Origin of the sequence: Pantoea sp. 18069, from assembly GCF_902706035.1 — a bacterium.
In the GTDB taxonomy this organism is placed as follows: Bacteria; Pseudomonadota; Gammaproteobacteria; order Burkholderiales; family Burkholderiaceae_C; genus Comamonas.
Map to the genome: position 1 here is coordinate 284,960 of NZ_CACSJA010000001.1, position 25,554 is coordinate 310,513.

A 25,554-nucleotide genomic window follows, 5' to 3' on the forward strand; every position below is an offset into this window, starting at 1 on the left:
AAAAGCTGGAACACAGGAGTTTATTCAATGGCGAACGATTTTCTTTTCACTTCGGAATCTGTCTCTGAAGGGCACCCCGACAAGGTGGCCGACCAGATCTCCGATGCGATCCTGGATGCCATTTTCACCCAAGACCCCCACTCGCGTGTGGCAGCCGAGACGCTGACCAACACCGGCCTGGTGGTTCTGGCGGGCGAAATCACCACCGGCGCGAATGTCGACTACATCCAGGTCGCGCGCGACACCATCAAGCGCATCGGCTACGACAACACCGAATACGGCATCGACTACAAGGGCTGCGCGGTGCTCGTGGCCTATGACAAGCAGAGCCAGGACATCGCCCAGGGCGTGGACCAGGCCAGCGACGACGAACTCAACACCGGCGCTGGCGACCAGGGCCTGATGTTCGGCTACGCCTGCGATGAGACGCCCGAGCTGATGCCCGCGCCGATCTACTATGCGCACCGCCTGGTCGAGCGCCAGGCGCAGCTGCGCAAGGACGGCCGCCTGCCGTTCCTGCGCCCCGACGCCAAGAGCCAGGTGACGATGCGCTATGTCGACGGCAAGCCGCACAGCATCGACACCGTGGTGCTGTCGACCCAGCACAGCCCCGACCAGTCGGAGACGGCCACCAAGATGAAGCCCAGCTTCATCGAAGCCATCATCGAGGAAATCATCAAGCCGGTGCTGCCCAACGAATGGCTGCAGGACACCAAGTACCTGATCAACCCCACGGGCCGCTTCGTGGTCGGTGGCCCGCAAGGCGATTGCGGCCTGACCGGCCGCAAGATCATTGTCGACACCTACGGCGGTGCCTGCCCCCATGGCGGTGGCGCGTTCTCGGGCAAGGACCCGACCAAGGTCGACCGCTCGGCCGCCTATGCCGCGCGCTACGTGGCCAAGAACATCGTCGCCGCAGGCCTGGCGCGCCAGTGCCAGATCCAGGTCGCCTACGCGATCGGCGTCGCGCGCCCGATGAACATCACGGTCTACACCGAAGGCACGGGCGTGATTCCCGACGACCAGATCGCCAGGCTCGTGGCCGAACATTTCGACCTGCGCCCCAAGGGCATCATCCAGATGCTCGACCTGCTGCGCCCTATCTACAGCAAGACCGCGGCCTACGGCCACTTCGGCCGCGAAGAGCCCGAATTCACCTGGGAAAAGACCGACAAGGCGGCGCTGCTGCGCGCCTCGGCCGGACTGCGCTAAGCCGTACGACGGGCCCGGCCCGTTCAACGCCCCCAAGGCCTGCCTGCGTGCAGGCCTTTTTTCTTGCGCAAGAACGCAGGTCTATTCCTACGCGCGCAGCGCTGTCCGGCCCACAGCCAACCTCTGCGGCCAACGCTAACGTAGCAACTGATCGTCGGCACATTGACCGACGCCAGCAGCTTCCAAGGAAACCACCATGCTCAAATACGCGATCATCTTCGCCGTCATCTCCCTGCTGGCCGGCGCGCTGGGCTTCACCGGCGTGGCCGCGGGTGCCGCCGGCATCGCCAAGCTGCTGTTCATCGTGTTCCTGGTGCTGGCCGTGATCTTCGTGGTGCTGGCCGTGCTCGGCGTGGGCGCCGCGCGCAAGGCCCTCAAGTAGGCCCGGGCCATACCGGCGCCGTGCATGTTCACGGCGCCCGGCGACGGGTGGGCGTCTACACTGGCCACTTGCTGATTTCGTTGACGGATCGCGCGCTGCTCCGCCCGGGCGTGCATCGCCCCCAGCGACAGCTTCACGCCTGAACGCTCTACCCGCCCATGCCGCCCATCATCTCCAGCCTGCTCGACACCGACCTGTACAAGTTCACCATGTGGCAGGCGATGCTGCATCGCCATCCCCAGACCCAGGCGCGCTACGAATTCGTCTGCCGCAGCACGCCCGAGTACCCGCTGGCCGAGCTGCTGCCCGAAGTCGAGCGCGAACTCGATGCGCTGTGCGAGCTGTCGTTCGCCAGCGACGCGCTGGACTACCTTGGATCGCTGCGCTTCATCAAGAGCGACTTCATCGACTTCCTGCGCATCTTCCGCTTCCAGCGCGCGTTCATCGAGGCGCGCGCCGAAGGACAGACGCTGCAGATCGTGGCGCACGGCCCGCAGGTGCATGTGATGGGTTTCGAGATCTATGTGCTGGCCATCGTCAACGAGCTGTACTTCCGCCGTTTCGACGCCGCGGCTGCACTGCAGGAAGGGCGCGTGCGCCTGGCGCAAAAAGTCGCCCAGCTGCAGGCGCTGGCTGGCGCCGCCCAGCGCCGCCATCCGTTCGAGATGTTCGACTTCGGTGTGCGCCGGCGCTTTTCGGGCGCCTGGCAGCGCGAAGTCGTGCAGCGCTTCGCCACCGAAACCTCGCAATGGTTCAAGGGCACGTCCAACGTGCTGCTGGCGCGCGACCTGCAGATCGTGCCCATAGGCACCATGGCCCACGAATACATGCAAAGCTACCAGGCGCTGGGCGTGCGCCTGCGCGACTTCCAGAACGCCGCGCTCGAGGACTGGGTGCAGGAATACCGCGGCGACCTGGGCATCGCGCTGACCGACACGGTGGGCATGAACGCTTTCCTGCACGACTTCGACCTGTATTTCGCCAAGCTGTTCGACGGCCTGCGCCACGACTCGGGCGACCCGTTTGCCTGGGGCGAGAAGGCGCTGGCCCACTACCAGCGCCTGCGCATCGACACGCACAGCAAGCGCCTGGTGTTCTCCGACGGGCTGAACCTCGACAGCGCGCTGGAGCTCTACCACCGCTTTGCCGACCGCATCCAGCTGGGCTTTGGCATAGGCACGCGCCTGACCAACGACATGGGCCTGACGCCGCTGAACATCGTGATGAAGCTGACCCATGCCAACGGCCAGCCGGTCGCCAAGATTTCGGACAGCCCGGGCAAGACGCTGTGCACCGACGAAACCTACCTCGCCTATCTGCGCCAGGTGTTCGACATTCCCGACCCGCAACCCCTGCGCCCCTGACGCCCAAGGAGACTTCCATGCTGCGCATCACGCTGGCCCAACTCAACTACACCGTGGGCGATATCGACGGCAATGTCCAGCGCATGTGCGCGGCCGCGCACCAGGCCCGGCAGGAGCAGGCCGACATGGTGGTCTTCAGCGAGCTCTCCCTGTGCGGCTACTACCCCAGCGACCTGCTTGACGAGCCTGCGTTCATGCAGCGCGTGCAGGACGGCCTGGAAGCATTGCGCCGCGCCTCGGCCGACTATCCCGAGCTGCACTGGGTCGTGGGCGCGCCCACGCGCGCCGAAGGGCCGGGCAAACCGCTGCACAACAGCCTGCTGGTGCTGCACGGCGGCACGCTGCGCCTGCAGTACGACAAGCAGTTGCTGCCGACCTACAACATCTTCGACGAACGCCGGCATTTCGAGCCCGGCCCCGATGTGGCCAAGGTGCTGCGCATAGGCCAGATGCAGGTCGGTTTCCTGATCTGCGAAGACGGCTGGAACGACAGCGGCGCCGACTACGCAACCAACCCCTTCAGGCGCATAGCCGATGCCGCGCCCGACCTGGTGGTCAGCATCAACGCCAGTCCCAGCCACCTGGGCAAGCGCGAGCAGCGCCACCAGGTCTTCAGCGCCGCGGCCAGCCGCCACGCGCTGGCGCTGCTGTACGTCAACCAGGTCGGCGGCCAGGACCAGATCGTGTTCGACGGCGCCTCGTTCGCCGTCGAGCCCGAGCACGGCGTGGTGCTCGAGGCGCCGCGCTTCCAGGAATCCGTGACCACGCTGGCCTTCGACATGGGGCGCTTCAGCAGCGTGTCAGGCCGCGCGCTGCCGGCCGTGCCCGCGCAGGGCCTGGCCACCATGGAGTTCTACCGCCAGCAGATCGTGCTGGGCCTGCGCGACTATGCACGCCGCTGCGGCTTCACCCGGGCCGTGGTCGGCAGTTCGGGCGGCATCGACAGCGCGCTGACGCTGGCGCTCGCGGCCCAGGCCCTGGGTGCGGACAACGTGGTCGGCGTGACCATGCCTTCGGGCTTTTCTTCGGCCGGCTCGGTCGATGATTCGGTGGCGCTGTGCGAGAACCTGGGCATCCGGCTGCACCAGCACCCGATAGGCGAGCTCGTGGACGGCTATGCCGAGGGCTTCGCGCGCAGCTTCGGCCAGCCGCTCGAGGGCCTGCCGCTCGAGAACCTGCAGGCCCGCATCCGCGGCACGATATTGATGGAGTATTCGAACGCCTTCGGCCACCTGCTGCTGACCACGGGCAACAAGTCCGAAGTCTCGGTCGGCTACTGCACGCTCTACGGCGACACCAACGGCGGCCTGGGGCTGCTCGGCGACCTCTACAAGACCGAAGTCTTTGCTCTTTCGCGCCACATCAACGCCACGGCCGGCCGCGAACTGATTCCGCAGGCCATCATCGCCAAGCCGCCTTCGGCCGAACTCGCGCCCGACCAGAAGGACGAGGACAGCCTGCCGCCCTACGCCGTGCTCGACGAAATCCTCAAGCTGCTGATCGAGGGCACGCATCTGTCCGGCCTCGAATACGCGAGCGCGCGCCAGTTCGTCGACACGCTGGTGCAGCAGCCCGACGGTCCGGCGCTGGTCGACAAGGTGCAGCGCATGATCCACCGCAGCGAATACAAGCGCCGCCAGGCACCGCCCATACTGCGCGTGCGCCCGCGCGCATTCGGCACCGGGCGCCAGATGCCGATTGCGGCGTATTATCCTTGACACCCCCTGAGCCGCTCACGCCGGATGGCCGGCCCCGGCTTCCCTCTCCCATCCTTCGGTGGAGGGGGACGGCACCCTCGCTGCGGGGCGGCCCTTGCTCGGTGCCCCCTGAGCTGGGACATGCTCGTTCTCGAAAAAAACATGGCCTTTTCTCCTGACACCTCCCCGTCCTCGCCGCCGCACACCGCCGTGCTGATCGGGCGCTTCCAGCCCTGGCACAACGGCCATATGGCGCTGCTGCAGGCGGCCTTGCAGCAGGCGCAGCAGGTCGTGGTGGTGCTCGGCAGTGCCCACCAGGCGCGCAGCCCGAAGAACCCGTTCACCTGGCAGGAGCGCGCGGCCATGGTGCAGGCAGCGCTGTCGCCCGCCGAGCGCGCGCGCGTGCATTGCATTCCCGTGCGCGACCATTACAACGAGGCACGCTGGGTCGAGGCCGTGCGCGCCGGCGTGCAGGCGCTGGTGCCGCCGGGCGCGGCCATTGCGCTGGTCGGCCACTTCAAGGACAGCAGCAGCAGCTATCTGCAAAGCTTTCCCGGCTGGCAGCTGCTGAGCCTGCCGCGGCTGGGCGCGTTCGATGCCACGCCCTTGCGCGAAATCTACTGGAACGCGAGCGCCGCTGCGCGCAGCGAAGTGCTGGCCGCGCTCGCGCCGCAGGTGCCCGCGCCGGTGCTCGACTTCCTGCAGGCCTGGATGGACACGCCCGACTACGGCGCGATGCAGCACGAAGCCGCGATGCTGCGCAGCTACCACGCAGCCTGGGCCTGCGCGCCCTACCCGCCGGTGTTCGTCACGGTCGATGCGCTGCTGCTGTGCAACGGCCATCTGCTGCTGATCGAGCGCGGCCATGCGCCGGGCAAGGGCCTGTGGGCACTGCCCGGCGGCTTTATCGAGCCGCGCGACAGCCTCTGGCAGTCATGCCTGCGCGAGCTGCAGGAGGAAACCGGCTGCGCCGTCGATGCGCAGGCACTCGAAGCCGCGCTGCAGGGCGTGCAGGTGTTCGATCACCCCGATCGCAGCCTGCGCGGGCGCACCATCACCCATGTGCATGTGTTCGATCTGGGCGAGCGCGCGCAGCTGCCGGCCGTGCAGGGCGGCGACGACGCGGCGCTTGCGCGCTGGGTGCCGCTGGCGCAGCTGCCCGCGCTCGAGACCCGGTTTTTCGAAGACCATTTCCATGTGATCCAGCGCTGCCTGGAAAACATCTGCACCACCCCTTTGTCCCACTGATTCCGTCGACATGTCCGATTTGCATATCCGCCCCGCCACCATCGCCGATACCGAACAGATCCTGCGCTTCATCCGCGACCTGGCGATCTATGAGAAAGCCGAGCACGAAGTGCTGGCCACACCCGCGCATCTGCACCGCACGCTGTTTTGCGACCAGCCCGCCGTCCACGGCCTGATGTGCATGAACGGTGATGGGCCGCTGGGCTTCGCAGTGTATTTCTTCAATTATTCGACCTGGTTGGGCCAGCATGGCCTGTACCTCGAAGACCTCTATGTCTCTCCCGACAGCCGCGGCCAGGGCGCGGGCAAGGCCTTGCTGGCCCACCTCGCGCGCATCGCCGTTCAGCATGACTGTGGACGCTTCGAATGGAGCGTGCTCGACTGGAATGCGCCGTCCATCGCCTTCTACGAAAGCCTGGGCGCCGAGCCGCAGAACGAGTGGATACGCTACCGGCTCACGGGCGAAGCGCTGCGGAAACTTGCGTTGCAGGCGCAATGAACCGCACGCAACGGAAACCGAACGCTCGCGGTTTGCGCGCTTGATCAAACCCGCGGAAACACGGGTTTCAATCTCTAACGAAAAACTGCAGCTGGTCGGCGGAGTCCTACATTCAAGGGTTTTCCAGGGGTTCAGCATGGAGTCGCGCTGATTGATTCCCAATCAGCGTTTCACTTTTTTGGAGATATGACTATGGTTCAGCAACACAACCAAGACAGCAGCCAAAAGAATCAAAACCAGGCCAATCCTGCGGACAAGATGCAAAAGCAGCAGGAGCAGCAAAGCGGCCAAAACCAGCAGCCGGGCAGCAAGACCTCCTCCACGGGGCAACAGCAGCAATCCAACCCTTCTTCCAACAAACAGCAGCAGCAACGCTGATCTCTGATCGGAGATGACCCGGGGCTGGTGCAGCTCTGCCAACAAAGGGCCTTGCGAGGCCCTTTGTTGCGCACGACAACCCTTGCCGTTTAACGCATAAGCGCCAGATAGGCGCGCTTGAGCGCATCGACCGAGGCCTGCTGGCTTTGCGCGTACAGCGCGATCTCGTCGGCTACGCGCTCCTGCAGGGCTGCCTCGAAGAGTTCCTTGGCTGCATTGGCGGCATAGCTCTTTTGCTCGCTGCCGCCCAGGTTGGACTGGAAGATTCCGGCCGCGCTCACGGGCAGAAAGTCTTCGTAGATGATGGGACGCGCTTCGACAATGCCTTGGGCGTGCAGCGCCGCCAGGTCAAAGTCGGCGTCGCTCGCGGCTGCCTGGGCGAAAGCGGCCTGGTCCTGGACCGCGTAGCGAAAGAACGCCAGTTGCTGCGCGTGCATGGCGTCGAGATCATCAGGAAACTCCGCAAAGACCGCGGCCAGCCGGGCTTCGTAGTCATCGGTCGTGCTGCCCGCATTGCCCATGGAGCGCACCTGGCCCAGCAGGCGATCATAGAGCGCACGGCCCGCGCCGGTCAGCGCCGCGCCGCGCTGCTCGATTTCGCCGAAGCGCGCCGTGTGCGCACCTGCGGCGCCATCGCCCGTAAACACAATGGCTTCTTCCAGCGCCTTGAAGCTGGTCTGGCGCAGCAAGATGGGGTGGCGCCGGCGCGGCGGGCCTTCGACCACATCCTTGGCGGCCACGCCGCGGCGCGGCATCTCGGCCTGGGCCGCGTCGATGTCCAGCGTGCGCGGCGTCAGATGGTTGATGTGCGGGCCCTTGAACGAGACCACATCGGCCACCAGCCGGTGCGCCGCCAGCAACTGCCGGTGGGTGTCGTGGCTCACCGTGGCTTCACCATGCCAGCGGAAGGTCTGCGTGGCTTCGCGCACGAACTCGGCCGCCTGCCGGGCGTCGAGCCCGCCCGCGGTCTCGCACTGCAGCGTCAGCTCCAGCGCGCGCGGCGTGAAGATGCGGCGTTGCGCCAGGATCTCCCGGGCCTGGGCGCGCAGCGCGGGGTCGGCGATCAGTTCCAGGCGCAGCAGCGAGGTGAACACGCGAAACGGGTTGATGCGCAGCGCCTCATCGCTGACGGGGCGAAACGCCGTCGCATGCACGGGCACGCCGGCCACCGACAGATCGTAGTAGCCGACGGGGTGCATTCCCATGACGCGAAACACGCGCCGCATGGTGGCCAGCTCCTCGGCGGTGCCCAGCCGGATCGCGCCATGGCGCTCGACGTCGATACGGTTCAGCTCGCCCGCGTCCTGCAGCTGCTGGCGCAGTTCGGGGTTCTGTTCGAGCGTGGCGCGGTTGACGTCCGCGACCAGCTCGAGCAGCGTGCCGTATTGCGGCACTTCCTGGCGGTACATCGCCGACATGGATTGGGAAAACAGATCGCGTATCTGGTCGGAGTTCACGAATGGGGACATGGTGGTCAGGGAATTCAAGAGCAGCGGACAGGTCAGGCTTGCAGCACCCGGCCCGGGTTCAGGGTATTGAGGGGATCGAGCGCGGTCTTGATGGAGCGCATCAGCGCCAGCGCCGTGGCCGACTTGTGCAGCGGCAGCTTGTGCAGCTTGAGTTCACCAATGCCATGCTCGGCCGAAATCGAGCCGCGGTACTTGCTCACCGTGTCATAGACGATGGCGCTGACCTGCTCCTCGTGCTGCGCGACAAACGCCCTGGCATCGACGCCGGCCGGCGCCTGGATGTTGTAGTGCAGGTTGCCGTCGCCCAGGTGGCCGAAGTTCACGAAACGTATGCCGTCGAAGGCCGCGGCCAGCGCGGCGTCGGCATCGCGCACGAACGCCGGGATCAGCGAGACGGCAATCGAGATGTCGTGCTTGACATTGAAGCCCTCCTCGACCTGGGCCAGGGTGATGCTCTCGCGGATATGCCAGAGGTCATGCGCCTGGCGGATGTTCTCGGCGATGATGGCGTCGGCAATCAGCGCCTGCTCCAGAGCGGCTTCGAGCATGCGCTCGAACAGGCCGCGCGCGTGCGCCTCGGACTCCGCATCCGAGACTTCGATCAGCACGCACCAGGGCGTCTGCTGCCACATCGGCACGCGCAGATGGGGATAGTGCTTGTCCACCAGGCCCAGCGAAAACTGGTTCATCACCTCGAAGCCCGTGAGGCTCGCGGCCAGATGCTGGTGCGCCATGCCCAGCAGCTGGCATGCATGCGCGAGCGATGGCACGGCCACCCAGGCCGTCAACTGCGCCGCGGGCTTGGGAAACAGCTTGAGCGTGGCAGCGGTAATCACGCCCAGCGTGCCTTCGCTGCCCACGAACAGGTCGCGCAGGTCGTAGCCGGTGTTGTCCTTGCGCAGGCCCGACAGGCCGTCCCAGACTTCGCCCTGGGCCGTCACCACTTCGAGGCCCAGGCACAGTTCGCGCGCGTTGCCGTAGCGCACCACCTGGGTGCCGCCCGCATTGGTCGCGAGGTTGCCGCCTATGGTGCAGCTGCCTTCTGCGCCCAGGCTCAGCGGGAACAGAAAGCCGGCGTCATCGGCGGCTTGCTGCAAGGACTGCAAAATGAAACCCGCCTCGACGGTGATCGTCATGTTCTGCGGGTCGATGGCGCGCAGCGCGGCCATGCGGCGCAGGCTCAGCACCACCTGGGCACCGGACGCGTCGGGCACCGAGCCCGCGACCAGGCCCGTGTTGCCGCCCTGGGGCACGATGGACACGCGGGCTGCGGCGCAGGCCTGGACCACGCGCGCCACTTCCTGCGTCGTTCCCGGGCGCACCACGCACAGCGCCTTGCCCTTGGCACGGCCGCGCCAGTCCTGCTCGTAGCTCGCCAGGTCGTCGCCGGCCAGCACATGGCTGGCGCCGACGATGGCGGCCAGCGTGGTGATCAGTTCGCTCATTGCTTCTCCAGCTTCGCAGACTGGATGATGCCTCCCCAGTGCTTGAACTCGGTGCGGGCAAACTCGCGAAACGCCGTGGAGCCGAGCTGGCGGGGCTCACCGCCCAGGGCCGCGACGCGTGCCTTGAAGTCGGCGCTGGCCGCGACCTTGAGCAAGGCCGCTTCCATCTTCTGCACCACGCTGCGCGGCGTTCCCTTGGGTGCGAGCACGCCGTTCCAGGTGGCGGTGACGAACGCGGGAAAGCCGCTTTCCTTCATCGTGGGCACGTTGGGCAGCAGCGGCAGGCGTTCGGCCGACGTCACGGCCAGCGCCTTGAGGCGTGCGCCCTGGATGAAAGGCAGCGCGGGCGTGATGTTTTCAAAGATCAGGTCGATCTGGCCGCCGATCAGATCGGTCAGCGCCGGCGCGCTGCCCTTGTAGGGCACATGCACCAGATCCAGTTTCGACGCGCTCTTGAACAGCTCGCCCGACAGATGCACCGTCGAGCCCGTGCCCGGCGAGCCATAGCTCATGCCGATGCGGTGCTCGCGCGCATGGGCCACCAGTTCGGCCACCGACTTGACCGGCGTCTTGGTCTCGTTGACCACCAGCACGTTGGGGATGGAAGTGACCAGGGCGATGTATTCGAAATCGTCGAGCGTCTTCTCGCTCTGGTTCTTGTAGAGGCTGGGGTTGATGGCCTGCGTGCCCGCGGTGCCGAACAGCAGCGTATAGCCGTCATTGGTGGACGTCGCCACACGGCTCGCGCCGATAGAGCCGTTCGCGCCCGCGATGTTTTCCACAATGACCGGCTGCCCCAGCGACTCCGACAGCCCCTGCGCGATCAGGCGCGCGACCACGTCGGTATTGCCGCCCGGCGCGAACGGCACCACGAGCTTGATCGCGCGGCTGGGGAAGCTGTCGGCCAGCGCCACAGCGGGCATCGCCATGGCAGCGCCAAGCAGTGCAGCCGAACGGAGGAAGTGTTTGCGCGAAATGGTCTGGGGCACGGTATGTCTCTCTCGTTTTGATGAAGCTGCGCGCATCATCGGCAGCGGTTTTCTTGACGTCAATCAATGGTTTGGAACCCAGGCATTCGCAATTGGAATGCCTGATGGCAATTGCAACAGGCCTATACGTGGTATTGCTTATAGAATCGACCGACTAAAATGCATATACAAGAAAAGTGCATTCCCAAATATCATGAATTCACGCAAGTATTTACCGCCCATGGGCTTGCTCGTGGCCTTCGAGGCCTGCGCGCGCCTGCGCAAGTTCACGACGGCGGCCCATGAGTTGAGCCTGACCCAGAGTGCCGTCAGCCGGCAGATCCGCGCGCTCGAGGACATCGTCGGCGTGGAGCTGTTCGTGCGCGAGCGCCAGGCCGTGCGGCTGACGCCCGCGGGTGAGATCTATGCCGAGGAAATTCGCCATTCGCTGCGCGACATCGCCAACTCGACGCTGCGCATCAAGGCCAGCCCCGGCACGGGCATATTGACGCTGGCCATCCTGCCGACCATGGGCACGCGCTGGCTCGCGCCCCTGCTGCCAAGCTTCGTGCAGCGCAACCCCGGCGTGACGCTCAATCTCGTGACGCGGCTCGAGCCGTTCAACATGGATGCCGACGATGTGCATGCGGCATTCCACTACGGCGCGCCCGAATGGCCGCGCGCGGAACTCGATTTCCTGTTCGAGGAAACGATCTTCCCCGCCTGCTCCAGGCAGCTGAAGGCGCATCACGGTTTTGAAAGCGCGCAGGATCTGCTCAAGGCGCCGCTGCTGCACCTGGCCTCACGCTCTCAAGCCTGGGCCCAGTGGTTCGAGTCGCAAGGCATTCAGGGCGCAAACGTGGGCGGAATCAGCATCGACCAGTTCGCCACGGCCACCCAGGCAGCCTGCGCCGGCCTGGGCGTCGCCCTGCTGCCAGAATTCCTGTTCCGGGCCGAACTCGAGCGCGGCGAGCTGGTGTCGGCGCTCGACGTGCGCAGCCGCAGCCAGGGCAGCTACTACCTCGCATGCGCCGCGTCCAAGACCTGGTACCCGCCGCTCAAGGCTTTTCGCCAGTGGATCCAGGAACAGACGGCGGCGAGCACTGCCATCCTTTCCCCCACCTCTGAATAGCCCCCATGAAGAAACCGCCCGAAGGCGGCTGTTTCATGCCGCGCTGACGGCCAGCGCGCGCGCCGTGGCCTTGCGCGCGCGGCGCTTGCGCTCCCAGATCACGATGCCCGTGATCGACAGCATCACCACGAACACGCCCATGATGGACATCATGATGCGCCCGGTCATGCCCAGGATGCGGCCCGAATGCAGCGGCAGCTGCAGCTGCACGAACACATCGGCCGCCGAGCCATGCCAGGGCCGGTACATGCCCAGCACTTCGCCGTTGTCGGCGCTCACGTAGATGTTCGACATGCCCATGCCCCCGGTTCCCATCTCGTCCGTGGGATCGAAGAACGAGATGTTGTAGAACGGGAAGTCGCCGCCGTACCAGATGCCGCCCGGCGCAAACTCGAAGCCCTGGCGCTGGCCTTCGGCGCGCGCGATATCGATGGCCGCGGCAAACGATATCTTGGGTTCGATGAAGCTGCCGAATGGCGCGGGCGTGATGGTCTCGTAAGGACCGGGCGTGGTCTTGGAAATCTGGCTCATCACCGGATAGAACACTTCGCGGTACAGGTTCAGCGAGAACGAGGTGAACGACACGACGATGATGATCGCCCAGACCCAGAGCCCGCCCGCGCGGTGCAGATCGAAGTTGAGCTTGTAGCCGCCCGCGCGCCAGCGCACCACCCACGAGGGCTGCCAGCGCTTCCACCAAGACTTTCCACCCCCTGAGCCGCTTACGCGGCTTCCCCCTCTCAACCTTCGGTGGAGGGGGACGGCACCCTCGGTGCGGGGCGGCCCTTCCTCGGTGCCACTGCGCTGGGACACCACAGTTGTAGGGGCTGTTGACGGCATTGACATGCGGCGCGCGGCCAGGCGTCGCGGCAGCGTGAGGTACAACGCAACGAAACTGTCGATCAGCCACATCAGCGCGATGCCGCCCATCAGCCAGAAGCCCCAGCGGTCGCTGCCCCAGAAAGCCGGCATGTGCAGGCTTTCATGCAGATGGCGCAGCCAGGGCATCAGGTTGCGCTTGCTCAGCGCGATGCTCTTGGAATTGCGGTGCCCGGTGACCTGCGCGGTCACGGGGTCGACAAACACGTTGTTGTAGTCAAGCACATGGAACCGGCCCGTGGCCGGGTCCTTTTTCGGCCGGACCAGGAAGGAGGCCGCATGCCCCTCTTCCAGCGCCAGCGTCATGTACGACACCTCGGCGCGCGGATCGCTGGCCTCCACGGCGGCGGCCAGCACCAGCGGGCTTTGCAGCGCGCCGCGCCCCGGCGTGTGCATGATGTCGGCGTTGAGCCATTCGTCGATTTCGTGGTCCCACGAAATCACCGCGCCGGTCGCGCCGGCAACGATCAGGAACAACGCCGCGGTCAGGCCCAGCCAGCGGTGGACCACGGTCCAGAACTCACGCATGCAGTGCTACCTCAGAAGTCGACGCTGGCGCTGACGGCAAAGGTGCGCGGGATCGACTGCACCAGGTAGTTCGAACCCGGATAGCCGCCGACCGAAGCCCAGTATTGCTTGTCGAACACATTGTCGACACGCGCACGCAGCGTCAGCAGGCGGTCGTTGCCTATGTCCATCATGTAGCGCACGCCCAGGTCGGTGCGGGTCCAGCCCTTGACGGTCAGCGTGTTGGCTGCGTTCGCATACTGGCTCGAGGTGTGGATCAGACGCGCATTCAGCGCCAGGCCTTGCACGCCGGGCACGTCCCAGTCGCCGCCCAGCGTGAGCTGGCGGCGCGGCACGCCAATCGCGTTGTTGCCTTCGTACACGCCACCTTGCGTGGTCTTGAGCTTGGCGTCCATGAAGGTCACCCCGCCCAGGACGCGCAGTCCCTTGACGGGCTCGCCAAACACATTCAGTTCGAGGCCGCGGTAGCGCTGCGTGCCGAACGCGCCAAAGACCTGGTTTTGCACATAGCTGACCGGCTTGTCCATGGTGTAGAGCGCGGCGCTCGCGCCCAGGCCACCCTGCTGCCACTTCACGCCCACTTCCTTTTGCTTGGCGCGATAGGGCGAGAACACCTGGCCGGCGTTGAGCACGGGCTGGCTGCCGGCCGTGGTCGGTGCCACCTCCCCCTTGATCAGGCCTTCGACATAGTTGCCATACAGCGACAGTTGCGGCGTGGCCTTGAAGACCAGGCCGGCGACCGGCGTGGTGGCCGACTTCTTGTAGCTGCCGGTCTGCAGATCGGTGGCATTGCTGAAGCTTTTCTGTTCAATGGTCTGGTGGCGCAGGCCCAGCGTCAGCAGCACGCGATCGTCATGGAACGACAGGGTGTCGGCCAGTGCATAGCTTTGCAGGTTATCCACCGCCGAGCGCAGCGGGTCGGACAGATTGCCGGAGATCGTGGTGCCGCCCAGACGGGGCGATCCCACGGGGTTGTAGATATTGATGGGGACGGGGGTGAAGTTGTACTCCCAGGCGTTGCGTTCCTCATGGCGGAACCAGGATGCGGAGGCCACCACCTGGTGCTTGACATCCCCGGTGACAAAACGCCCGCGCAGACCGATTTCGCCGGTCACCACATCGTCTTCGCGCTTGGTGTCGAAACGCGTGGTGTTTGCAGCGCCAGAGCTGTTGACCATCGAAGGAGTGGTCAGCGAGTTGTCCTCCTTGCCGCGCTTGAGCCCGCCCGCGGCCCAGGCCGTGACCTGGTCGTTCAAGTCCCACTCGGCGCGCGCGGTCGCAAACACATCCTCGGCATTGGAGTAGGTCCAGGGCTGGGCGTAGTTGGTCTTGTTGTCCGGCACATCGGGAATGAAAGTCGCGCCGGGCGTCACGCTGGGACGCGCGGCCTTGAGCTTATCCTTCTGGTAGCCTACATCGGCCGACACGCGTACATCACGGCTGCGCCAGTCCAGGCCCAGGCCTACGGCCGTCATGCCCCGGCTTTCACCGTCAATGGCCGTATCGCCGTCGCGGCGCACCGCATTGAGACGCACGCCCGTGCTGTTGTCGGGGCCGAAACGGCGCGACAGATCCACCGCCGCCGACAACTGGCCGCCCGATTGCACGCCCAGGTCCACGCGGTTCAGCGCTTCATTGCTCGCGCGCTTGGGCACCAGGTTGATCGCCCCGCCCAGATTGCTGCCGCCCGGGGCCGCACCGTTGAGGAAAGCGCTCGCACCGTGCAGCACTTCGACGCGCTCGAAGAATTCCGATGCCACATATTGGCGCGGCAGCAGGCCGTACAGGCCGTTGTAGGCCAGATCGTCCGAATACATAGGCTGGCCGCGCAGCACGTACAGCTCCTGGAAATTGCCGAAGCCGCGCGCGCCGCGCACCGCCGGGTCGTTGAGCAAGACCTCGCCCACGCTTTTCGCCTGCTGGTCGCGGATCAGCGTGCTGGTGTAGCTGGTCAACTGAAAGGGCGAGTCCATGATGTCCTGCTGGCCCAGGAGACCCACGCGGCCACCACGCGCCACCTGCCCGCCCGCGAACGGCTTGGCCAGGCCTTCGGCCGACGCATCGGCGCTGGCCTCGACGGTCACCATTTCAAGGGCAGGCGCAGGCGCCTGCTGCGCACCCACGGTACAGGCGGTCGCCCACAAAGCGATGGCGCCGACGGTCGGGCGCAGGACAAACGATGGTGTTTTCATGAGAATGAAATTGGAAATGATTCGCGTTAATTTTAATGATTCATGTTTTTACATACCTGACAATCAACCTTGCTGACCAAGGTGTCTGGTGCCTTTTTTTCGAACTGCGAAGCGCAGCGAGGCGATGGCACAGAGAGCAGCAGCGCAGATGCGCGCCGCGGATGACGTGCGGATCGAATCCGTGTACGTTGCAAAAGCACAACACAGCACGCAATGCCTGCAAAGGCCCGGTCGCCCTGCTTTTCCATGGATGGCGCAGGGATTTACACGGCCAATGTATCAATTGCAATTTTTAAATACAATTGAGAACTATTCTCAGTGATTTTACTGAAAGCTCTACGAAAACCACCGGCAATGGCGGGCGCGCAAACTACTTTCTCCTCGCTTCTACACACGCTTTACAGCGACCACCATGGCCGACTGGTGCATTGGCTGCGCCAGTGTGTGCATTGCGCGCAGGACACCTTTGTGCGCCTTCTCAGGCAGTGCCCGGCCGAGCGGGCCCAGCGCGATGGCCTGACCTACAAGGAAGTCGCCGAGCGCCTGGGCATTCCGCAATCTCGCGGCCGCCCCCCAGGGCCGGGCCCCGGCCTGGCGCGCGTTCGTGGCGTCTCTGGATGCACCGGCACTGGCCGATCCCGCCTTGCAGGACCAGGTCATCGCCGGCGCCGACGCCGCCTATGACCGCTTCGGCAGCCTGCTCGAGCAGTACTCTTCCCTCGACGCCGCGACAGGCTGATGGAATGGGGTTCCCGGCCCCCACCCCGTACAACCCTTTGATCACATGCGCGTGAACACCGCGAAAACGTCCAGCCCCAAGGCGCCCGGCGTGCCTTGGGGCTGGGCCGCTGCGGGCGCAATCATCGGCGGCCTGCTGTGCCTGTTGGCGGTCCTGCCGGCGCGCTGGGCCGGTGCGCTTGCCACGCGCGCGAGCGGCGAGCGCGTGCTGCTGCAGGACGTGCGCGGTTCGGTCTGGAATGGCTCCGCGCAGCTGGTGCTCGCGGGCGGCGCCGGCAGCCGCGATGCGAAGGCACTGCCGGGCCGGCTCAGCTGGCAGCTGCGCCCGCGCTGGAACGCGGCGCTGCCCGCACCCGATACGAATGTCCCGCAAGGCAGCGGCACGAACCTCCGGGCTGCGGGCATGAACGCCAGCCTGCAGCACAGCTCCTGTGAACAGAGCAACGTGCAGCTGTCCTGGCTGCCCTTCAACAGCGTCTTCCAACTGTCCGGGCTCGACTGCCAGCTGCCCGCCCAGATGCTCGCGGGGCTGGGAACGCCGTGGAATACGCTGGGGTTCGACGGCAGCGTGAAGTTGTCCTCTTCTTTTCTGCAATGGCCGCTACATGCCGATGCCGGATCCTTGCGCGGCGCGCTGGAGCTGCAGGCGCTGTCGCTGTCCTCGCGCCTGTCGACCTTGCGCCCGCTGGGCAGCTACCGCGTGCGCCTGAGCGGCCAGGACGCAGCCCCGGGCCTGCAACTGGAGCTGGCCACGACCGAGGGCGCGCTGCGGCTGGTCGGCCAGGGCCAGCAGCTCGCGGGGCGCTGGCGTTTCCAGGGGCAGGCACAGGCCGAACCTGGCCAGTACCCCGTATTGGCGAATATATTGAACCTGATAGGCAATCGTGGCGGCGATATCGCCTGGCATGTCCTGCGTCCCCCTGCACCCTGATCCATGACCGATCCCACCCCTGCATCCGAGCCGACTTCCGACAACGCGATCCCCGGCCGCCGCGCCCTTTCCCTGCCCGTGCGCTGGCTGCTGATGGCCTTTGCCGCACTGTGCGTGCTGCTGGGCATGATAGGCGCGGTGGTGCCGGGCATGCCGACCACGGTGTTCATCCTGATGGCGGCCTGGGCGGCCATGCGCAGCTCGCCCCGGTTCCATGCCTGGCTCCATGCCCACCCGATGTTCGGCCCCATGCTGCGCAGCTGGGACGATGGCGGGCGCGTGAGCCGCCGCGTCAAGTGGATGGCGACGCTGAGCATGTCGGCCAGCAGTGCCGTGATCGTCTACTTCACCAGCACCCCGTGGCTGGCCGGACTGGCGCTGGTCAGCATGGCCTGTGTACTCCTTTGGCTGTGGCTGCGGCCCGAGCCGGCGCCACCCGCATGAGCCAGGAACGGGTGTCGCGCGCCAGGTGGCGGGGGCTGCTGGCGCTGCTGCTGGCCATCGCTGCATTGCAGGCCTTGCCGGCTTGCGTGCGCACGCTGCTGCGCCATGAGCCCCAGGCGCTCGCGGCCGGGCAATGGTGGCGCCTGCTGAGCGCGCACTGGATCCATCTGAGCGGTGCGCATGCGGCACTCAACGCCTGCGGCCTGGTGCTGTGCTGCGCCTTGGCCGATGCCACCTGGTCCACGGGCCGGCTGCTCGCGCGCATGGCCATGCTCGGCATGGGCATCTCGCTGCTGCTCTGGGCCTTGTCACCGCAGACCACGGACTATGTGGGCATGTCCGGCGTGCTGTATGGGCTGATGGTCTGGATGCTGCTGCCAGCGTTACGTGCCCGCCGCGATGGCATGGCCGCCCTCATGCTGCTGCTGGTGCTGGCCTGGCTGGGCTGGCAGTCGTGGGCCGGCCCCGACCCGCGCGAGGAAATGCTGATTGGCGGATACATCGTGACCCAGGCGCACTGGTTTGGCGCACTGGGCGGTCTGGTCGGAGCTTTGGCCAGTGGACGCACACGGCCCCTGGCCTGAGAACGCGTGCACGATCTGACTTCCGGCCGCAATCCACACCCGGCAACAGGCCTCTTGCAGCAAAACACTTGAAACTGCGCAAAATCACCGTATGATTAGCACTCATTGGGGTCGAGTGCTAACAGCACCCAACCCCAGGCTCTTTCGAATGCCGCGCTCCGCGAGGCTGTTGTTCCAACCTGTTGATGTATTTGGAGATGTTATGCAACTTCGTCCCCTGCACGATCGTGTGATCGTCAAGCGCCTTGAAAACGAAACCAAGACTGCTTCGGGCATCTTTATCCCCGACAACGCCGCCGAAAAGCCTGATCAGGGCGAAATCCTGGCCGTCGGCCCGGGCAAGAAGAACGACAAGGGCGAACTGATCGCCCTGAACGTCAAGGTCGGCGACCGCGTTCTGTTCGGCAAGTACAGCGGCCAGACCGTCAAGGTCGATGGCGACGAACTGCTGGTGATGAAGGAAGACGACCTGTTCGCAGTCGTCGAGAAGTAAATCTTCTCCTTCCCAGCATTCCAGTAACTGAATTCGGAGAATCAAAATGGCAGCTAAAGACGTAGTTTTCGGTGGCGAAGCACGCGCCCGCATGGTTGAAGGCGTGAACATCCTGGCCAACGCGGTCAAGGTGACCCTGGGCCCCAAGGGCCGCAATGTGGTGCTCGAGCGCTCGTTCGGCGCCCCCACCGTGACCAAGGACGGTGTGTCCGTGGCCAAGGAAATCGAACTCAAGGACAAGCTGCAGAACATGGGCGCCCAGCTCGTGAAGGAAGTGGCTTCCAAGACCAACGACATCGCCGGTGACGGCACGACGACCGCTACCGTGCTGGCCCAGGCCATCGTGCGCGAAGGCTCGAAGTATGTCGCCGCTGGTCTGAACCCCATGGACCTCAAGCGCGGTATCGACAAGGCTGTGACCGTGCTGGTCGAGCAGCTCAAGGCCCAATCCAAGGCCACGACGACTTCCAAGGAAATCGCCCAGGTCGGTTCGATCTCCGCGAACTCGGACGAGTCCGTGGGCCAGATCATTGCCAACGCAATGGACAAGGTCGGCAAGGAAGGCGTGATCACGGTTGAAGAAGGCAAGAGCCTGGACAACGAACTCGAAGTCGTTGAAGGCATGCAATTCGACCGCGGCTACCTGTCGCCCTACTTCATCAACAACCAGGAAAAGCAATCGGCCATCCTGGAAAACCCCTTCGTGCTGCTGTTCGACAAGAAGATCAGCAACATCCGTGACCTGCTGCCCACGCTGGAGCAAGTCGCCAAGGCCGGTCGTCCCCTGCTGATCGTTGCCGAAGACGTCGAAGGCGAAGCCCTGGCGACGCTGGTTGTGAACACCATCCGCGGCATCCTGAAGGTTGTGGCTGTGAAGGCTCCTGGCTTCGGCGACCGCCGCAAGGCCATGCTGGAAGACATTGCCATCCTGACGGGCGGCAAGGTCATCGCTGAAGAAGTCGGCCTGACGCTGGACAAGGTCACGCTGGAAGACCTGGGCCAGGCCCAGCGCGTCGAAATCGGCAAGGAAAACACCATCATCATCGACGGTGCTGGCCAGGCTGCTGAAATCGAAGCCCGCGTGAAGCAAATCCGCATCCAGATCGAAGAAGCCACGTCCGACTACGACCGTGAAAAGCTGCAAGAGCGCGTGGCCAAGCTGGCCGGCGGTGTTGCCGTGATCAAGGTCGGCGCTGCCACCGAAGTCGAAATGAAGGAAAAGAAGGCCCGCGTTGAAGACGCACTGCACGCTACCCGTGCAGCTGTGGAAGAAGGCATCGTGGCCGGCGGCGGCGTGGCACTGCTGCGCGCCAAGCAAGCCGTGGGCGAGCTCAAGGGCGACAACGCCGACCAGGACGCCGGCATCAAGCTGATCCTGAAGGCCATCGAAGCGCCTCTGCGCGAAATCGTGGCCAACGCCGGTGGCGAACCGTCGGTCGTGGTCGATGCCGTGCTCAAGGGCGAAGGCAACTTCGGCTTCAACGCTGCCAACGACACCTACGGCGACATGATCGAAATGGGTATCCTGGACCCCACCAAGGTGACGCGCACGGCCCTGCAAAACGCAGCCTCCGTCGCAGCGCTGCTGCTGACCACCGAGTGCATGATTGCCGACGCCCCCAAGGCTGACGCAGGTGCCGACATGGGTGGCATGGGCGGCGGCATGGGTGGTATGGGCGGCATGGGTGGCATGGGCATGTAATTTCCCTTACGGGAAATTGCGGTCCGGCAGGTCGCAAGACCTGCCAGCTCCAGCAACCTCAAAAAAACCCGCAGTTCGAAAGAACTGCGGGTTTTTTGCTTTCGTCGTGGGCCGGGCGTCAGGGAAGATCGGCAGCGATCAAACGCCGCATCAACCCCGCGGTCGAGGCATCGACATCCTGCCAGTCACCGCGTTCCTGGCGCTCGGTCAGATCGCGCGCCAGGTGCTTGCCCAGTTCCACCCCCCACTGGTCAAAGCTGTTGATGCCCCAGATCGCGCCGGTGACGAACACTCGGTGTTCATACAGCGCGATCAGCGCGCCCAGCGAAGCCGGGTCGAGTTGCTGCAGCAGCAAAAAGCTGCTCGGGCGGTTGCCAGGGCAGTACTTTTCGCTGGTCTCCTGCCGGCGGCCGACCATCAGCGCCTGGGCCTGCGCCACGGCGTTGATCAGCAGGCTGTGCTGGTGCGCGCCCAGGTATTTGCCGCCACCGCGCATGGCGATGAACTCGACGGGAATCACATCCGGGCCCTGGTGCAGCATCTGGAAGAACGCATGCTGGCCGTTGGTGCCGGGCTCGCCCCAGACCACGGCCGACGTCGCCACCGCCACGGGGCGCCCCTGGGCATCGACGCGCTTGCCGTTGCTTTCCATTTCAAGCTGCTGCAGATAGGCCGTGAGCCGGCGCAGGCCATGGCTGTAAGGCGCGATGCAGCGGCTGCCAAAGCCATGGAAATTGCGATACCAGATATCGAGCAGTCCCAGGCGCACGGGCAGATTGCGCGCCAGCGGGGCCGTGACGAAGTGCGCATCCATCGCATGCGCGCCGGCCAGCAGCGCACGAAAATGCGCGGCGCCGACAGCGATCGCGATCGGCAGGCCTATGGCCGACCACAGCGAATAACGCCCGCCGACCCAGTCCCAGAAGCCCAGCGTGCGGCGGATGCCGAACTGCGCGGCCGCGGCCACGTTGCTCGTCAAGGCGATGAAATGCTCGGAAATCGCACAGCCGCCATCTTCCGAGCCACCGTTGGCCAGGAACCAGCTGCGTGCCGAATGGGCATTGAGCATGGTCTCGGCCGTCGTGAACGACTTCGAGGCCACGAGGAACAGCGTGCTCTCGGGGCGCACGCGCGACAGCACATGGCCCAGCTCATGGCCGTCGACATTCGAGACGAAATGAAAGCGCTTGTCGGGGCCGCACCAGTCCTCGAGCGCGTTGACCACGACTTCCGGCCCCAGATGCGAGCCGCCTATGCCGATGTTGACGATGTCGGTGATGTCGGGTCGGGCCCGGACCTGCTCGGCCAGCGCGAGCATCGCGTCCAGCGTGTCGTGCACGGCCGCCAGGGCCTGGCGCACCGCTGGCTCCATGGCCCGCTCGCGCAGCAGGCCGCCGTCGCGCGGCATGCGCAGCAGCCAGTGCATCGCGGCACGCTCTTCGGAGGTGTTGATGGGCGCGCCGGCAAACATCTGGTCGCGCCGCGCGGCCAGGCCGCATTCCTGCGCGAGGCCGGTCAGCAACTGCTCGGTCCTGGGCGTGATGCGGTTCTTGGACAGGTCGGCGAACACATGCGGTGCCTGCTGGCTCAACGCCGCGAGGCGCCCGGGGTCGTCGGCAAAGCCGCAGGCGATATCGAACTCCGCCATTTCCTCCTGGTAATGGCGCGCCAGCGCCCGCCAGGCCGCGGTCTCATGGCACGGCACCGCCATCCTAGGCAGCCGCCTGTTGCATCAAGGTCTCGAGCTTGAGCGTATCGGCGACGAACGCACGGATGCCTTCGGCCAGTTTCTCGGTCGCCATCGCATCGGCGTTGAGCGCGAAACGAAAGCCCGCTTCGTCGTAGTGCAGCACGGGCAGATCAAGCGCCTGCGCCGCCTCGGGCACGAGCGCACGCTCCAGTGGCGCATCGCTGGCCGACAGCTGGGCGAGCAGTTCGGGCGCGATCGTCAGCAGGTCGCAGCCCGCCAGGGCCGTGATCTGCCCCAGGTTGCGAAAGCTCGCGCCCATGACTTCGGTCGCGATGCCGAACTTCTTGTAATGCGCATAGATCGCGCGCACCGAGCGCACGCCCGGGTCGTTGGCACCGGCCATTGCGGCCTCGTCCCAGGAGGCGCCGGCCTGCTTCTTGTACCAGTCGTAGATACGGCCCACAAATGGTGACACCAGCTGTACCTTGGCCTGGCCGCAGACCACGGCCTGGCACAACGAGAACAGCAGGGTCAGGTTGGTGTGGATGCCGCGCTGCTCGAGGCGGCGCGCGGCCTCGATGCCTTCCCAGGTCGATGCGATCTTGATCAGCACGCGGTCGATATGCACGCCTTCGGCCTGGTACAGCTCGACAATGCGCTGCGCCCGGGCCACGGTGGCTTCGGTATCGAAGGACAGGCGCGCATCGACTTCGGTCGAGACCCGGCCCGGCACCAGCGCGAGGATCTCGCAGCCAAAGCGCACCAGCAGGCGGTCCATGACTTCGTCCAGCGGCCGGCCGCGGCGCTGGACCACGGTGGCCTTGAGCAGCGGCGCATACTCGGGCATCTGCACCGCCTTGAGGATCAGCGACGGATTGGTCGTCGCATCCTGTGGCAGATATTGTGCAATCTGGCGAAAATCGCCGGTGTCCGCCACCACGGTGGTGAACTGTCGAAGTGCGTCGAGCTGACTCATGACCCATCCCATTCTTGAAAAGTACCCCTCTTGGCGGAGCGCTGGAGCTTTCTTATCTTACAAGCAGCAGCCACCATGCTGTCGCTGCCACCGGCCTGCATATACAGCGCGATACAAATGCGCAGTGTAGGCGCACAGCGGCCGGCCGATGCCGGCAACTCCGGTTACATTGGCGCACGCAGCGCTTACTGCCCAGGACTTCCCCATGTTAGATCGCATCACCGCATCCCTGCCTTCGCTGGCCCCGGCCGAACAGCGCGTGGCGCGTCTCGTGCTGGCCGACCCGCAGACCTTTGCCCAGCTTCCGGTGCGGCTGCTCGCCGAGCGCGCCCATGTCAGCAAGCCCACCGTGGTGCGCTTTTGCCGCAGCATGGGCTATGACGGTCTGGCCGATTTCAAGATCAAGCTCGCCAACAACGCCAACGAAGGCGTGCCCTTCATCCACCGCAGCGTCGACAGCGATGACAAGACCGGCGATGTGCTGGTCAAGGTCGTCGACAACGCCGTCGCCGCGTTCCTGCAGTACCGCAATGCCGCGCGCGTGCCCGACCTGGAACGCGCTGCGCTGGCCATCGTCAGCAGCTGGCAGCAGGGCCGGCGCATCGAGTTCTATGGCGCCGGCAATTCCGGCATCGTCGCTCAGGATGCCCAGCACAAATTCTTCCGGCTGGGCGTGACCAGCCTCGCGAGCAGCGACGGGCATATCCAGGTGATGAGCGCCACGCTGCTGGGCCCGGGCGACTGCGCGCTGATCATTTCGAACTCCGGCCGCACGCGCGACCTGATGGATGCCGCCGACATCGCGCGCCAGCGCGGCGCAACCACGATTGCGATCACGGCCAGCGGTTCGCCCCTGGCCCATGTCTGCGACATCCTGCTCGCGGCCGACCACCCCGAAGGCTACGACCGCTACAGCCCCATGGTCTCGCGGCTGATGCATTTGCTGATCATCGATGTTCTTGCGACCTGCGTTGCACTGCGCATTGGCGAGCCACTGCAGCCGGTACTGCAGCAAATGAAGGACAGCTTGCGCGCCAAAAGATATACATGATTTCCGTGATCGGCTGCCGCCATGAATAACTGAAACAAGAACAGGGGCGCCCATATTCGATTTTCAATGATCGAATATAGGTGCCCCTGCTTGCATGGGACCTGCCTAGGCAGGGCATGCCTGGTAAATCCCCTTGCGGGGATTTACCAGTTCAGAAACGGTGGCGCAGGCCGGCGGTAATGCCGGTGCGGTCACGCGCACCGTTGGTGCCCAGGGCGAGATTCGCGCCGCCCTTGATCTTGGTGTAATCCACGCCGAAATAGGCATCGGTACGCTTGGAGAAAGCGTAATCGGCCACGGCGACAATGAAGTTGGCCTTGCCGTTGTCCGCGGCCACAGGGCTGCCGGACTGCTTTGCATGGTAATAATGCAGGCCGCCATTGAGCTGAGGCGTGATCTGATAACCAAAGCCGATTTTTGCCATCTGCCGCTTGTCGGCCGCACCGCGCGTGAAACCACCGTTGGTATCGCCGCCCCACATGTTGCCCACGATCGCCGAATCGACCGGGCCCGGCGTGCCCTTGAGCTTGTTCTGGGCATAGCCGATGTTGAAATACAGCGCATTCATGCGGTAGGAGCCGCCCAGGGTCCAGGCGTCGAGCTTGGCGTTCTGCGGCAGCTCATAGTTCTGGTAGCCCAGACCTGCCGAAATGCCGTTGGCCGAGTAGCGCAGGTAGCCGCCGGCGGTCTTTGCGCTCGCACCGCTCACGTCCTTCTCATCGAATGAGTACTGCAGGGCGCCGCGGATGGCGCCGAATTCAGCGGTGTACTTGAGCATGTTGTTGGCGCGCGCGCCCAGCGACATGCCGATTTCCGGCTTGTAGGCTTCCATGTACGGCGAATAGGGGAACGACGAATAGGTCGAAGTCACCAGATCGAACAGCACGTTGTACTGACGGCCCATGGTCAGGCGCCCCATGTTGCCTTGCAGGCCCAGCCAGGATTGCTGGAAATAATTGGTCGATGCCGTCGTGCCCGAATCGGTCAGGAAACGACTTTCCAGATTGGCGATGGCTTTGAGACCACCACCGAGGTCTTCGCTCACATTAATACCCCAGCGGCTTTGCGACATCCCGCCACCAATCATTTTCGTCAGCGATGAATTTCCGCCTGCACCTTCATTATTGGTATGACGCACTGCAGCATCGACAATACCGTATAGCTGAACGCTGCTGGCGCCCTGTTGGGCGAATACTGCGGGAGTAGCAACCACCAGGGCGGCCAATGCGATGGCATTTTTCACAAACGATTTTTGCATGCTGCTGTCTCTCTTTATGAATAAAAATGTGGCTGGGAAACCCATTCTATGCAGCCATATTTATTACGCCTAGATACCAGTGCAGCATCACAACACAGGTTTTCCCTGCAGGATTTTCCCTAGATAGCAGTTTCCCTCAGAGCGAAAACACCAAAAAAGGGCCCCCACGCTTGCCTCACTGCGTGTGCCTGCGCTGCCCCCCGAGGGGGTTGCTTTTTGTCCTGGGGCGGCCCGGCGACAAAAAAAAAAGCCAGTCCGAAGACTGGCTTTTTTGGTTTCTAAGAAAAGCTGAGC

At 64.8% G+C, this 25,554-nt stretch carries 23 protein-coding genes; 15 read left to right on the top strand and 8 right to left on the bottom strand.

Annotated elements, in window-relative coordinates:
• Window positions 1-27 precede the first annotated feature (27 nt).
• From metK to GVL12_RS01420, 7 genes are all read left to right on the top strand, one after another.
• The gene (gene metK, locus GVL12_RS01390; protein ID WP_159910841.1) at window positions 28-1,212 is read left to right on the top strand and encodes a methionine adenosyltransferase; all 1,185 of its coding nucleotides are present in this window, start codon (window positions 28-30) and stop codon (window positions 1,210-1,212) included.
• 196 nt (window positions 1,213-1,408) lie between these two features.
• The gene (locus GVL12_RS01395) at window positions 1,409-1,594 is read left to right on the top strand and encodes a DUF1328 domain-containing protein (protein ID WP_159910842.1); all 186 of its coding nucleotides are present in this window, start codon (window positions 1,409-1,411) and stop codon (window positions 1,592-1,594) included.
• 158 nt (window positions 1,595-1,752) lie between these two features.
• Complete coding sequence (gene pncB / locus GVL12_RS01400; RefSeq protein WP_159910843.1) at window positions 1,753-2,958, top strand: nicotinate phosphoribosyltransferase; 1,206 nt, start codon at window positions 1,753-1,755, stop codon at window positions 2,956-2,958.
• Window positions 2,959-2,975: 17 nt separating this feature from the next.
• On the top strand, window positions 2,976-4,676 hold the full coding sequence (locus GVL12_RS01405) for an NAD+ synthase (RefSeq protein ID WP_159910844.1): 1,701 nt from the start codon (window positions 2,976-2,978) through the stop codon (window positions 4,674-4,676).
• Window positions 4,677-4,817: 141 nt separating this feature from the next.
• The gene (locus GVL12_RS01410) at window positions 4,818-5,903 is read left to right on the top strand and encodes a bifunctional nicotinamide-nucleotide adenylyltransferase/Nudix hydroxylase (RefSeq protein WP_159910845.1); all 1,086 of its coding nucleotides are present in this window, start codon (window positions 4,818-4,820) and stop codon (window positions 5,901-5,903) included.
• Window positions 5,904-5,913: 10 nt separating this feature from the next.
• The gene (locus GVL12_RS01415; RefSeq protein WP_159910846.1) at window positions 5,914-6,402 is read left to right on the top strand and encodes a GNAT family N-acetyltransferase; all 489 of its coding nucleotides are present in this window, start codon (window positions 5,914-5,916) and stop codon (window positions 6,400-6,402) included.
• Window positions 6,403-6,594: 192 nt separating this feature from the next.
• On the top strand, window positions 6,595-6,780 hold the full coding sequence (locus GVL12_RS01420; RefSeq protein ID WP_159910847.1) for a hypothetical protein: 186 nt from the start codon (window positions 6,595-6,597) through the stop codon (window positions 6,778-6,780).
• Between the two features lie 89 nt (window positions 6,781-6,869).
• Here the strand turns inward: GVL12_RS01420 and GVL12_RS01425 are convergent, their stop codons facing one another.
• The 3 genes from GVL12_RS01425 to GVL12_RS01435 are packed head-to-tail and all read right to left on the bottom strand — an operon-like array spanning window position 6,870 to window position 10,623.
• Window positions 6,870-8,249: a VOC family protein gene (locus tag GVL12_RS01425; RefSeq protein WP_159910848.1), complete on the bottom strand. Its 1,380-nt coding sequence runs from the start codon at window positions 8,247-8,249 to the stop codon at window positions 6,870-6,872.
• Between the two features lie 32 nt (window positions 8,250-8,281).
• Window positions 8,282-9,694 carry an FAD-binding oxidoreductase gene (locus tag GVL12_RS01430; RefSeq protein ID WP_159910849.1) on the bottom strand — a complete coding sequence of 471 codons (1,413 nt, stop codon included), beginning with the start codon at window positions 9,692-9,694 and terminating at the stop codon, window positions 8,282-8,284.
• On the bottom strand, window positions 9,691-10,623 hold the full coding sequence (locus tag GVL12_RS01435) for a tripartite tricarboxylate transporter substrate binding protein (protein WP_200843409.1): 933 nt from the start codon (window positions 10,621-10,623) through the stop codon (window positions 9,691-9,693). The genes GVL12_RS01430 and GVL12_RS01435 overlap by 4 nt, the downstream gene beginning before the upstream one ends.
• A 253-nt stretch (window positions 10,624-10,876) precedes the next feature.
• Here GVL12_RS01435 and GVL12_RS01440 point away from each other — a divergent pair, with 253 nt between their 5' ends.
• Complete coding sequence (locus GVL12_RS01440) at window positions 10,877-11,794, top strand: LysR substrate-binding domain-containing protein (RefSeq protein WP_200843410.1); 918 nt, start codon at window positions 10,877-10,879, stop codon at window positions 11,792-11,794.
• Window positions 11,795-11,827: 33 nt separating this feature from the next.
• Here the strand turns inward: GVL12_RS01440 and GVL12_RS01445 are convergent, their stop codons facing one another.
• Complete coding sequence (locus GVL12_RS01445; RefSeq protein ID WP_159910851.1) at window positions 11,828-13,201, bottom strand: PepSY domain-containing protein; 1,374 nt, start codon at window positions 13,199-13,201, stop codon at window positions 11,828-11,830.
• Window positions 13,202-13,212: 11 nt separating this feature from the next.
• Window positions 13,213-15,393 (bottom strand): TonB-dependent siderophore receptor, encoded by a 2,181-nt coding sequence (locus GVL12_RS01450; protein ID WP_159910852.1) that lies wholly within the window; start codon window positions 15,391-15,393, stop codon window positions 13,213-13,215.
• 604 nt (window positions 15,394-15,997) lie between these two features.
• Between GVL12_RS01450 and GVL12_RS26835 the strand changes: the two genes are divergently transcribed.
• The 6 genes from GVL12_RS26835 to groL all read left to right on the top strand — a co-directional run bounded on the left by GVL12_RS26835 (window position 15,998) and on the right by groL (window position 20,285).
• A complete protein-coding gene (locus tag GVL12_RS26835) occupies window positions 15,998-16,132 on the top strand; it encodes a hypothetical protein (RefSeq protein WP_306770568.1) in 135 nt (44 codons plus the stop codon).
• Between the two features lie 51 nt (window positions 16,133-16,183).
• On the top strand, window positions 16,184-17,062 hold the full coding sequence (gene gspN / locus GVL12_RS01460; RefSeq protein WP_200843411.1) for a type II secretion system protein N: 879 nt from the start codon (window positions 16,184-16,186) through the stop codon (window positions 17,060-17,062).
• Between the two features lie 3 nt (window positions 17,063-17,065).
• Window positions 17,066-17,506 (top strand): YbaN family protein, encoded by a 441-nt coding sequence (locus tag GVL12_RS01465; protein ID WP_200843412.1) that lies wholly within the window; start codon window positions 17,066-17,068, stop codon window positions 17,504-17,506.
• The gene (gene rrtA / locus GVL12_RS01470; RefSeq protein WP_159910854.1) at window positions 17,503-18,090 is read left to right on the top strand and encodes a rhombosortase; all 588 of its coding nucleotides are present in this window, start codon (window positions 17,503-17,505) and stop codon (window positions 18,088-18,090) included. The genes GVL12_RS01465 and rrtA overlap by 4 nt, the downstream gene beginning before the upstream one ends.
• Window positions 18,091-18,292: 202 nt before the next feature.
• Window positions 18,293-18,583 (top strand): co-chaperone GroES, encoded by a 291-nt coding sequence (locus GVL12_RS01475; RefSeq protein ID WP_119558898.1) that lies wholly within the window; start codon window positions 18,293-18,295, stop codon window positions 18,581-18,583.
• A 46-nt stretch (window positions 18,584-18,629) separates the two neighbouring features.
• Window positions 18,630-20,285 (top strand): chaperonin GroEL, encoded by a 1,656-nt coding sequence (gene groL / locus GVL12_RS01480; protein WP_159910855.1) that lies wholly within the window; start codon window positions 18,630-18,632, stop codon window positions 20,283-20,285.
• A 118-nt stretch (window positions 20,286-20,403) separates the two neighbouring features.
• Here groL and pgi read toward each other — a convergent pair whose 3' ends face one another.
• Together pgi and tal are read right to left on the bottom strand one after the other, a co-directional pair.
• Window positions 20,404-21,996, bottom strand: a complete 1,593-nt coding sequence (pgi, locus tag GVL12_RS01485; protein ID WP_159910856.1) for a glucose-6-phosphate isomerase — start codon at window positions 21,994-21,996, stop codon at window positions 20,404-20,406.
• A gap of 1 nt (window position 21,997) precedes the next feature.
• A complete protein-coding gene (gene tal, locus GVL12_RS01490; RefSeq protein ID WP_159910857.1) occupies window positions 21,998-22,951 on the bottom strand; it encodes a transaldolase in 954 nt (317 codons plus the stop codon).
• A gap of 205 nt (window positions 22,952-23,156) precedes the next feature.
• Between tal and GVL12_RS01495 the strand changes: the two genes are divergently transcribed.
• Window positions 23,157-24,002, top strand: a complete 846-nt coding sequence (locus GVL12_RS01495) for a MurR/RpiR family transcriptional regulator (RefSeq protein WP_159910858.1) — start codon at window positions 23,157-23,159, stop codon at window positions 24,000-24,002.
• A gap of 151 nt (window positions 24,003-24,153) precedes the next feature.
• Here GVL12_RS01495 and GVL12_RS01500 read toward each other — a convergent pair whose 3' ends face one another.
• The gene (locus tag GVL12_RS01500; protein ID WP_200843413.1) at window positions 24,154-25,305 is read right to left on the bottom strand and encodes a porin; all 1,152 of its coding nucleotides are present in this window, start codon (window positions 25,303-25,305) and stop codon (window positions 24,154-24,156) included.
• Window positions 25,306-25,554: the final 249 nt, after the last annotated feature.

Excerpts from the sequence above, each read along its gene's own strand:
- groL (WP_159910855.1), top strand. The coding sequence starts at position 18,630 with ATGGCAGCTAAAGACGTAGTTTTCGGTGGCGAAGCACGCGCCCGCATG.
- GVL12_RS01430 (WP_159910849.1), bottom strand. The coding sequence starts at position 9,694 with ATGAGCGAACTGATCACCACGCTGGCCGCCATCGTCGGCGCCAGCCAT.
- GVL12_RS01475 (WP_119558898.1), top strand. The coding sequence starts at position 18,293 with ATGCAACTTCGTCCCCTGCACGATCGTGTGATCGTCAAGCGCCTTGAA.
- GVL12_RS01450 (WP_159910852.1), bottom strand. The coding sequence starts at position 15,393 with ATGAAAACACCATCGTTTGTCCTGCGCCCGACCGTCGGCGCCATCGCT.
- rrtA (WP_159910854.1), top strand. The coding sequence starts at position 17,503 with ATGAGCCAGGAACGGGTGTCGCGCGCCAGGTGGCGGGGGCTGCTGGCG.
- GVL12_RS01495 (WP_159910858.1), top strand. The coding sequence starts at position 23,157 with ATGTTAGATCGCATCACCGCATCCCTGCCTTCGCTGGCCCCGGCCGAA.
- pgi (WP_159910856.1), bottom strand. The coding sequence starts at position 21,996 with ATGGCGGTGCCGTGCCATGAGACCGCGGCCTGGCGGGCGCTGGCGCGC.
- GVL12_RS01500 (WP_200843413.1), bottom strand. The coding sequence starts at position 25,305 with ATGGGTTTCCCAGCCACATTTTTATTCATAAAGAGAGACAGCAGCATG.
- pncB (WP_159910843.1), top strand. The coding sequence starts at position 1,753 with ATGCCGCCCATCATCTCCAGCCTGCTCGACACCGACCTGTACAAGTTC.
- GVL12_RS01415 (WP_159910846.1), top strand. The coding sequence starts at position 5,914 with ATGTCCGATTTGCATATCCGCCCCGCCACCATCGCCGATACCGAACAG.
- GVL12_RS01435 (WP_200843409.1), bottom strand. The coding sequence starts at position 10,623 with ATGGCGATGCCCGCTGTGGCGCTGGCCGACAGCTTCCCCAGCCGCGCG.
- GVL12_RS01405 (WP_159910844.1), top strand. The coding sequence starts at position 2,976 with ATGCTGCGCATCACGCTGGCCCAACTCAACTACACCGTGGGCGATATC.
- GVL12_RS01420 (WP_159910847.1), top strand. The coding sequence starts at position 6,595 with ATGGTTCAGCAACACAACCAAGACAGCAGCCAAAAGAATCAAAACCAG.
- tal (WP_159910857.1), bottom strand. The coding sequence starts at position 22,951 with ATGAGTCAGCTCGACGCACTTCGACAGTTCACCACCGTGGTGGCGGAC.
- GVL12_RS01410 (WP_159910845.1), top strand. The coding sequence starts at position 4,818 with ATGGCCTTTTCTCCTGACACCTCCCCGTCCTCGCCGCCGCACACCGCC.
- GVL12_RS01465 (WP_200843412.1), top strand. The coding sequence starts at position 17,066 with ATGACCGATCCCACCCCTGCATCCGAGCCGACTTCCGACAACGCGATC.
- metK (WP_159910841.1), top strand. The coding sequence starts at position 28 with ATGGCGAACGATTTTCTTTTCACTTCGGAATCTGTCTCTGAAGGGCAC.
- GVL12_RS01395 (WP_159910842.1), top strand. The coding sequence starts at position 1,409 with ATGCTCAAATACGCGATCATCTTCGCCGTCATCTCCCTGCTGGCCGGC.
- GVL12_RS01425 (WP_159910848.1), bottom strand. The coding sequence starts at position 8,249 with ATGTCCCCATTCGTGAACTCCGACCAGATACGCGATCTGTTTTCCCAA.
- GVL12_RS01440 (WP_200843410.1), top strand. The coding sequence starts at position 10,877 with ATGAATTCACGCAAGTATTTACCGCCCATGGGCTTGCTCGTGGCCTTC.
- GVL12_RS01445 (WP_159910851.1), bottom strand. The coding sequence starts at position 13,201 with ATGCGTGAGTTCTGGACCGTGGTCCACCGCTGGCTGGGCCTGACCGCG.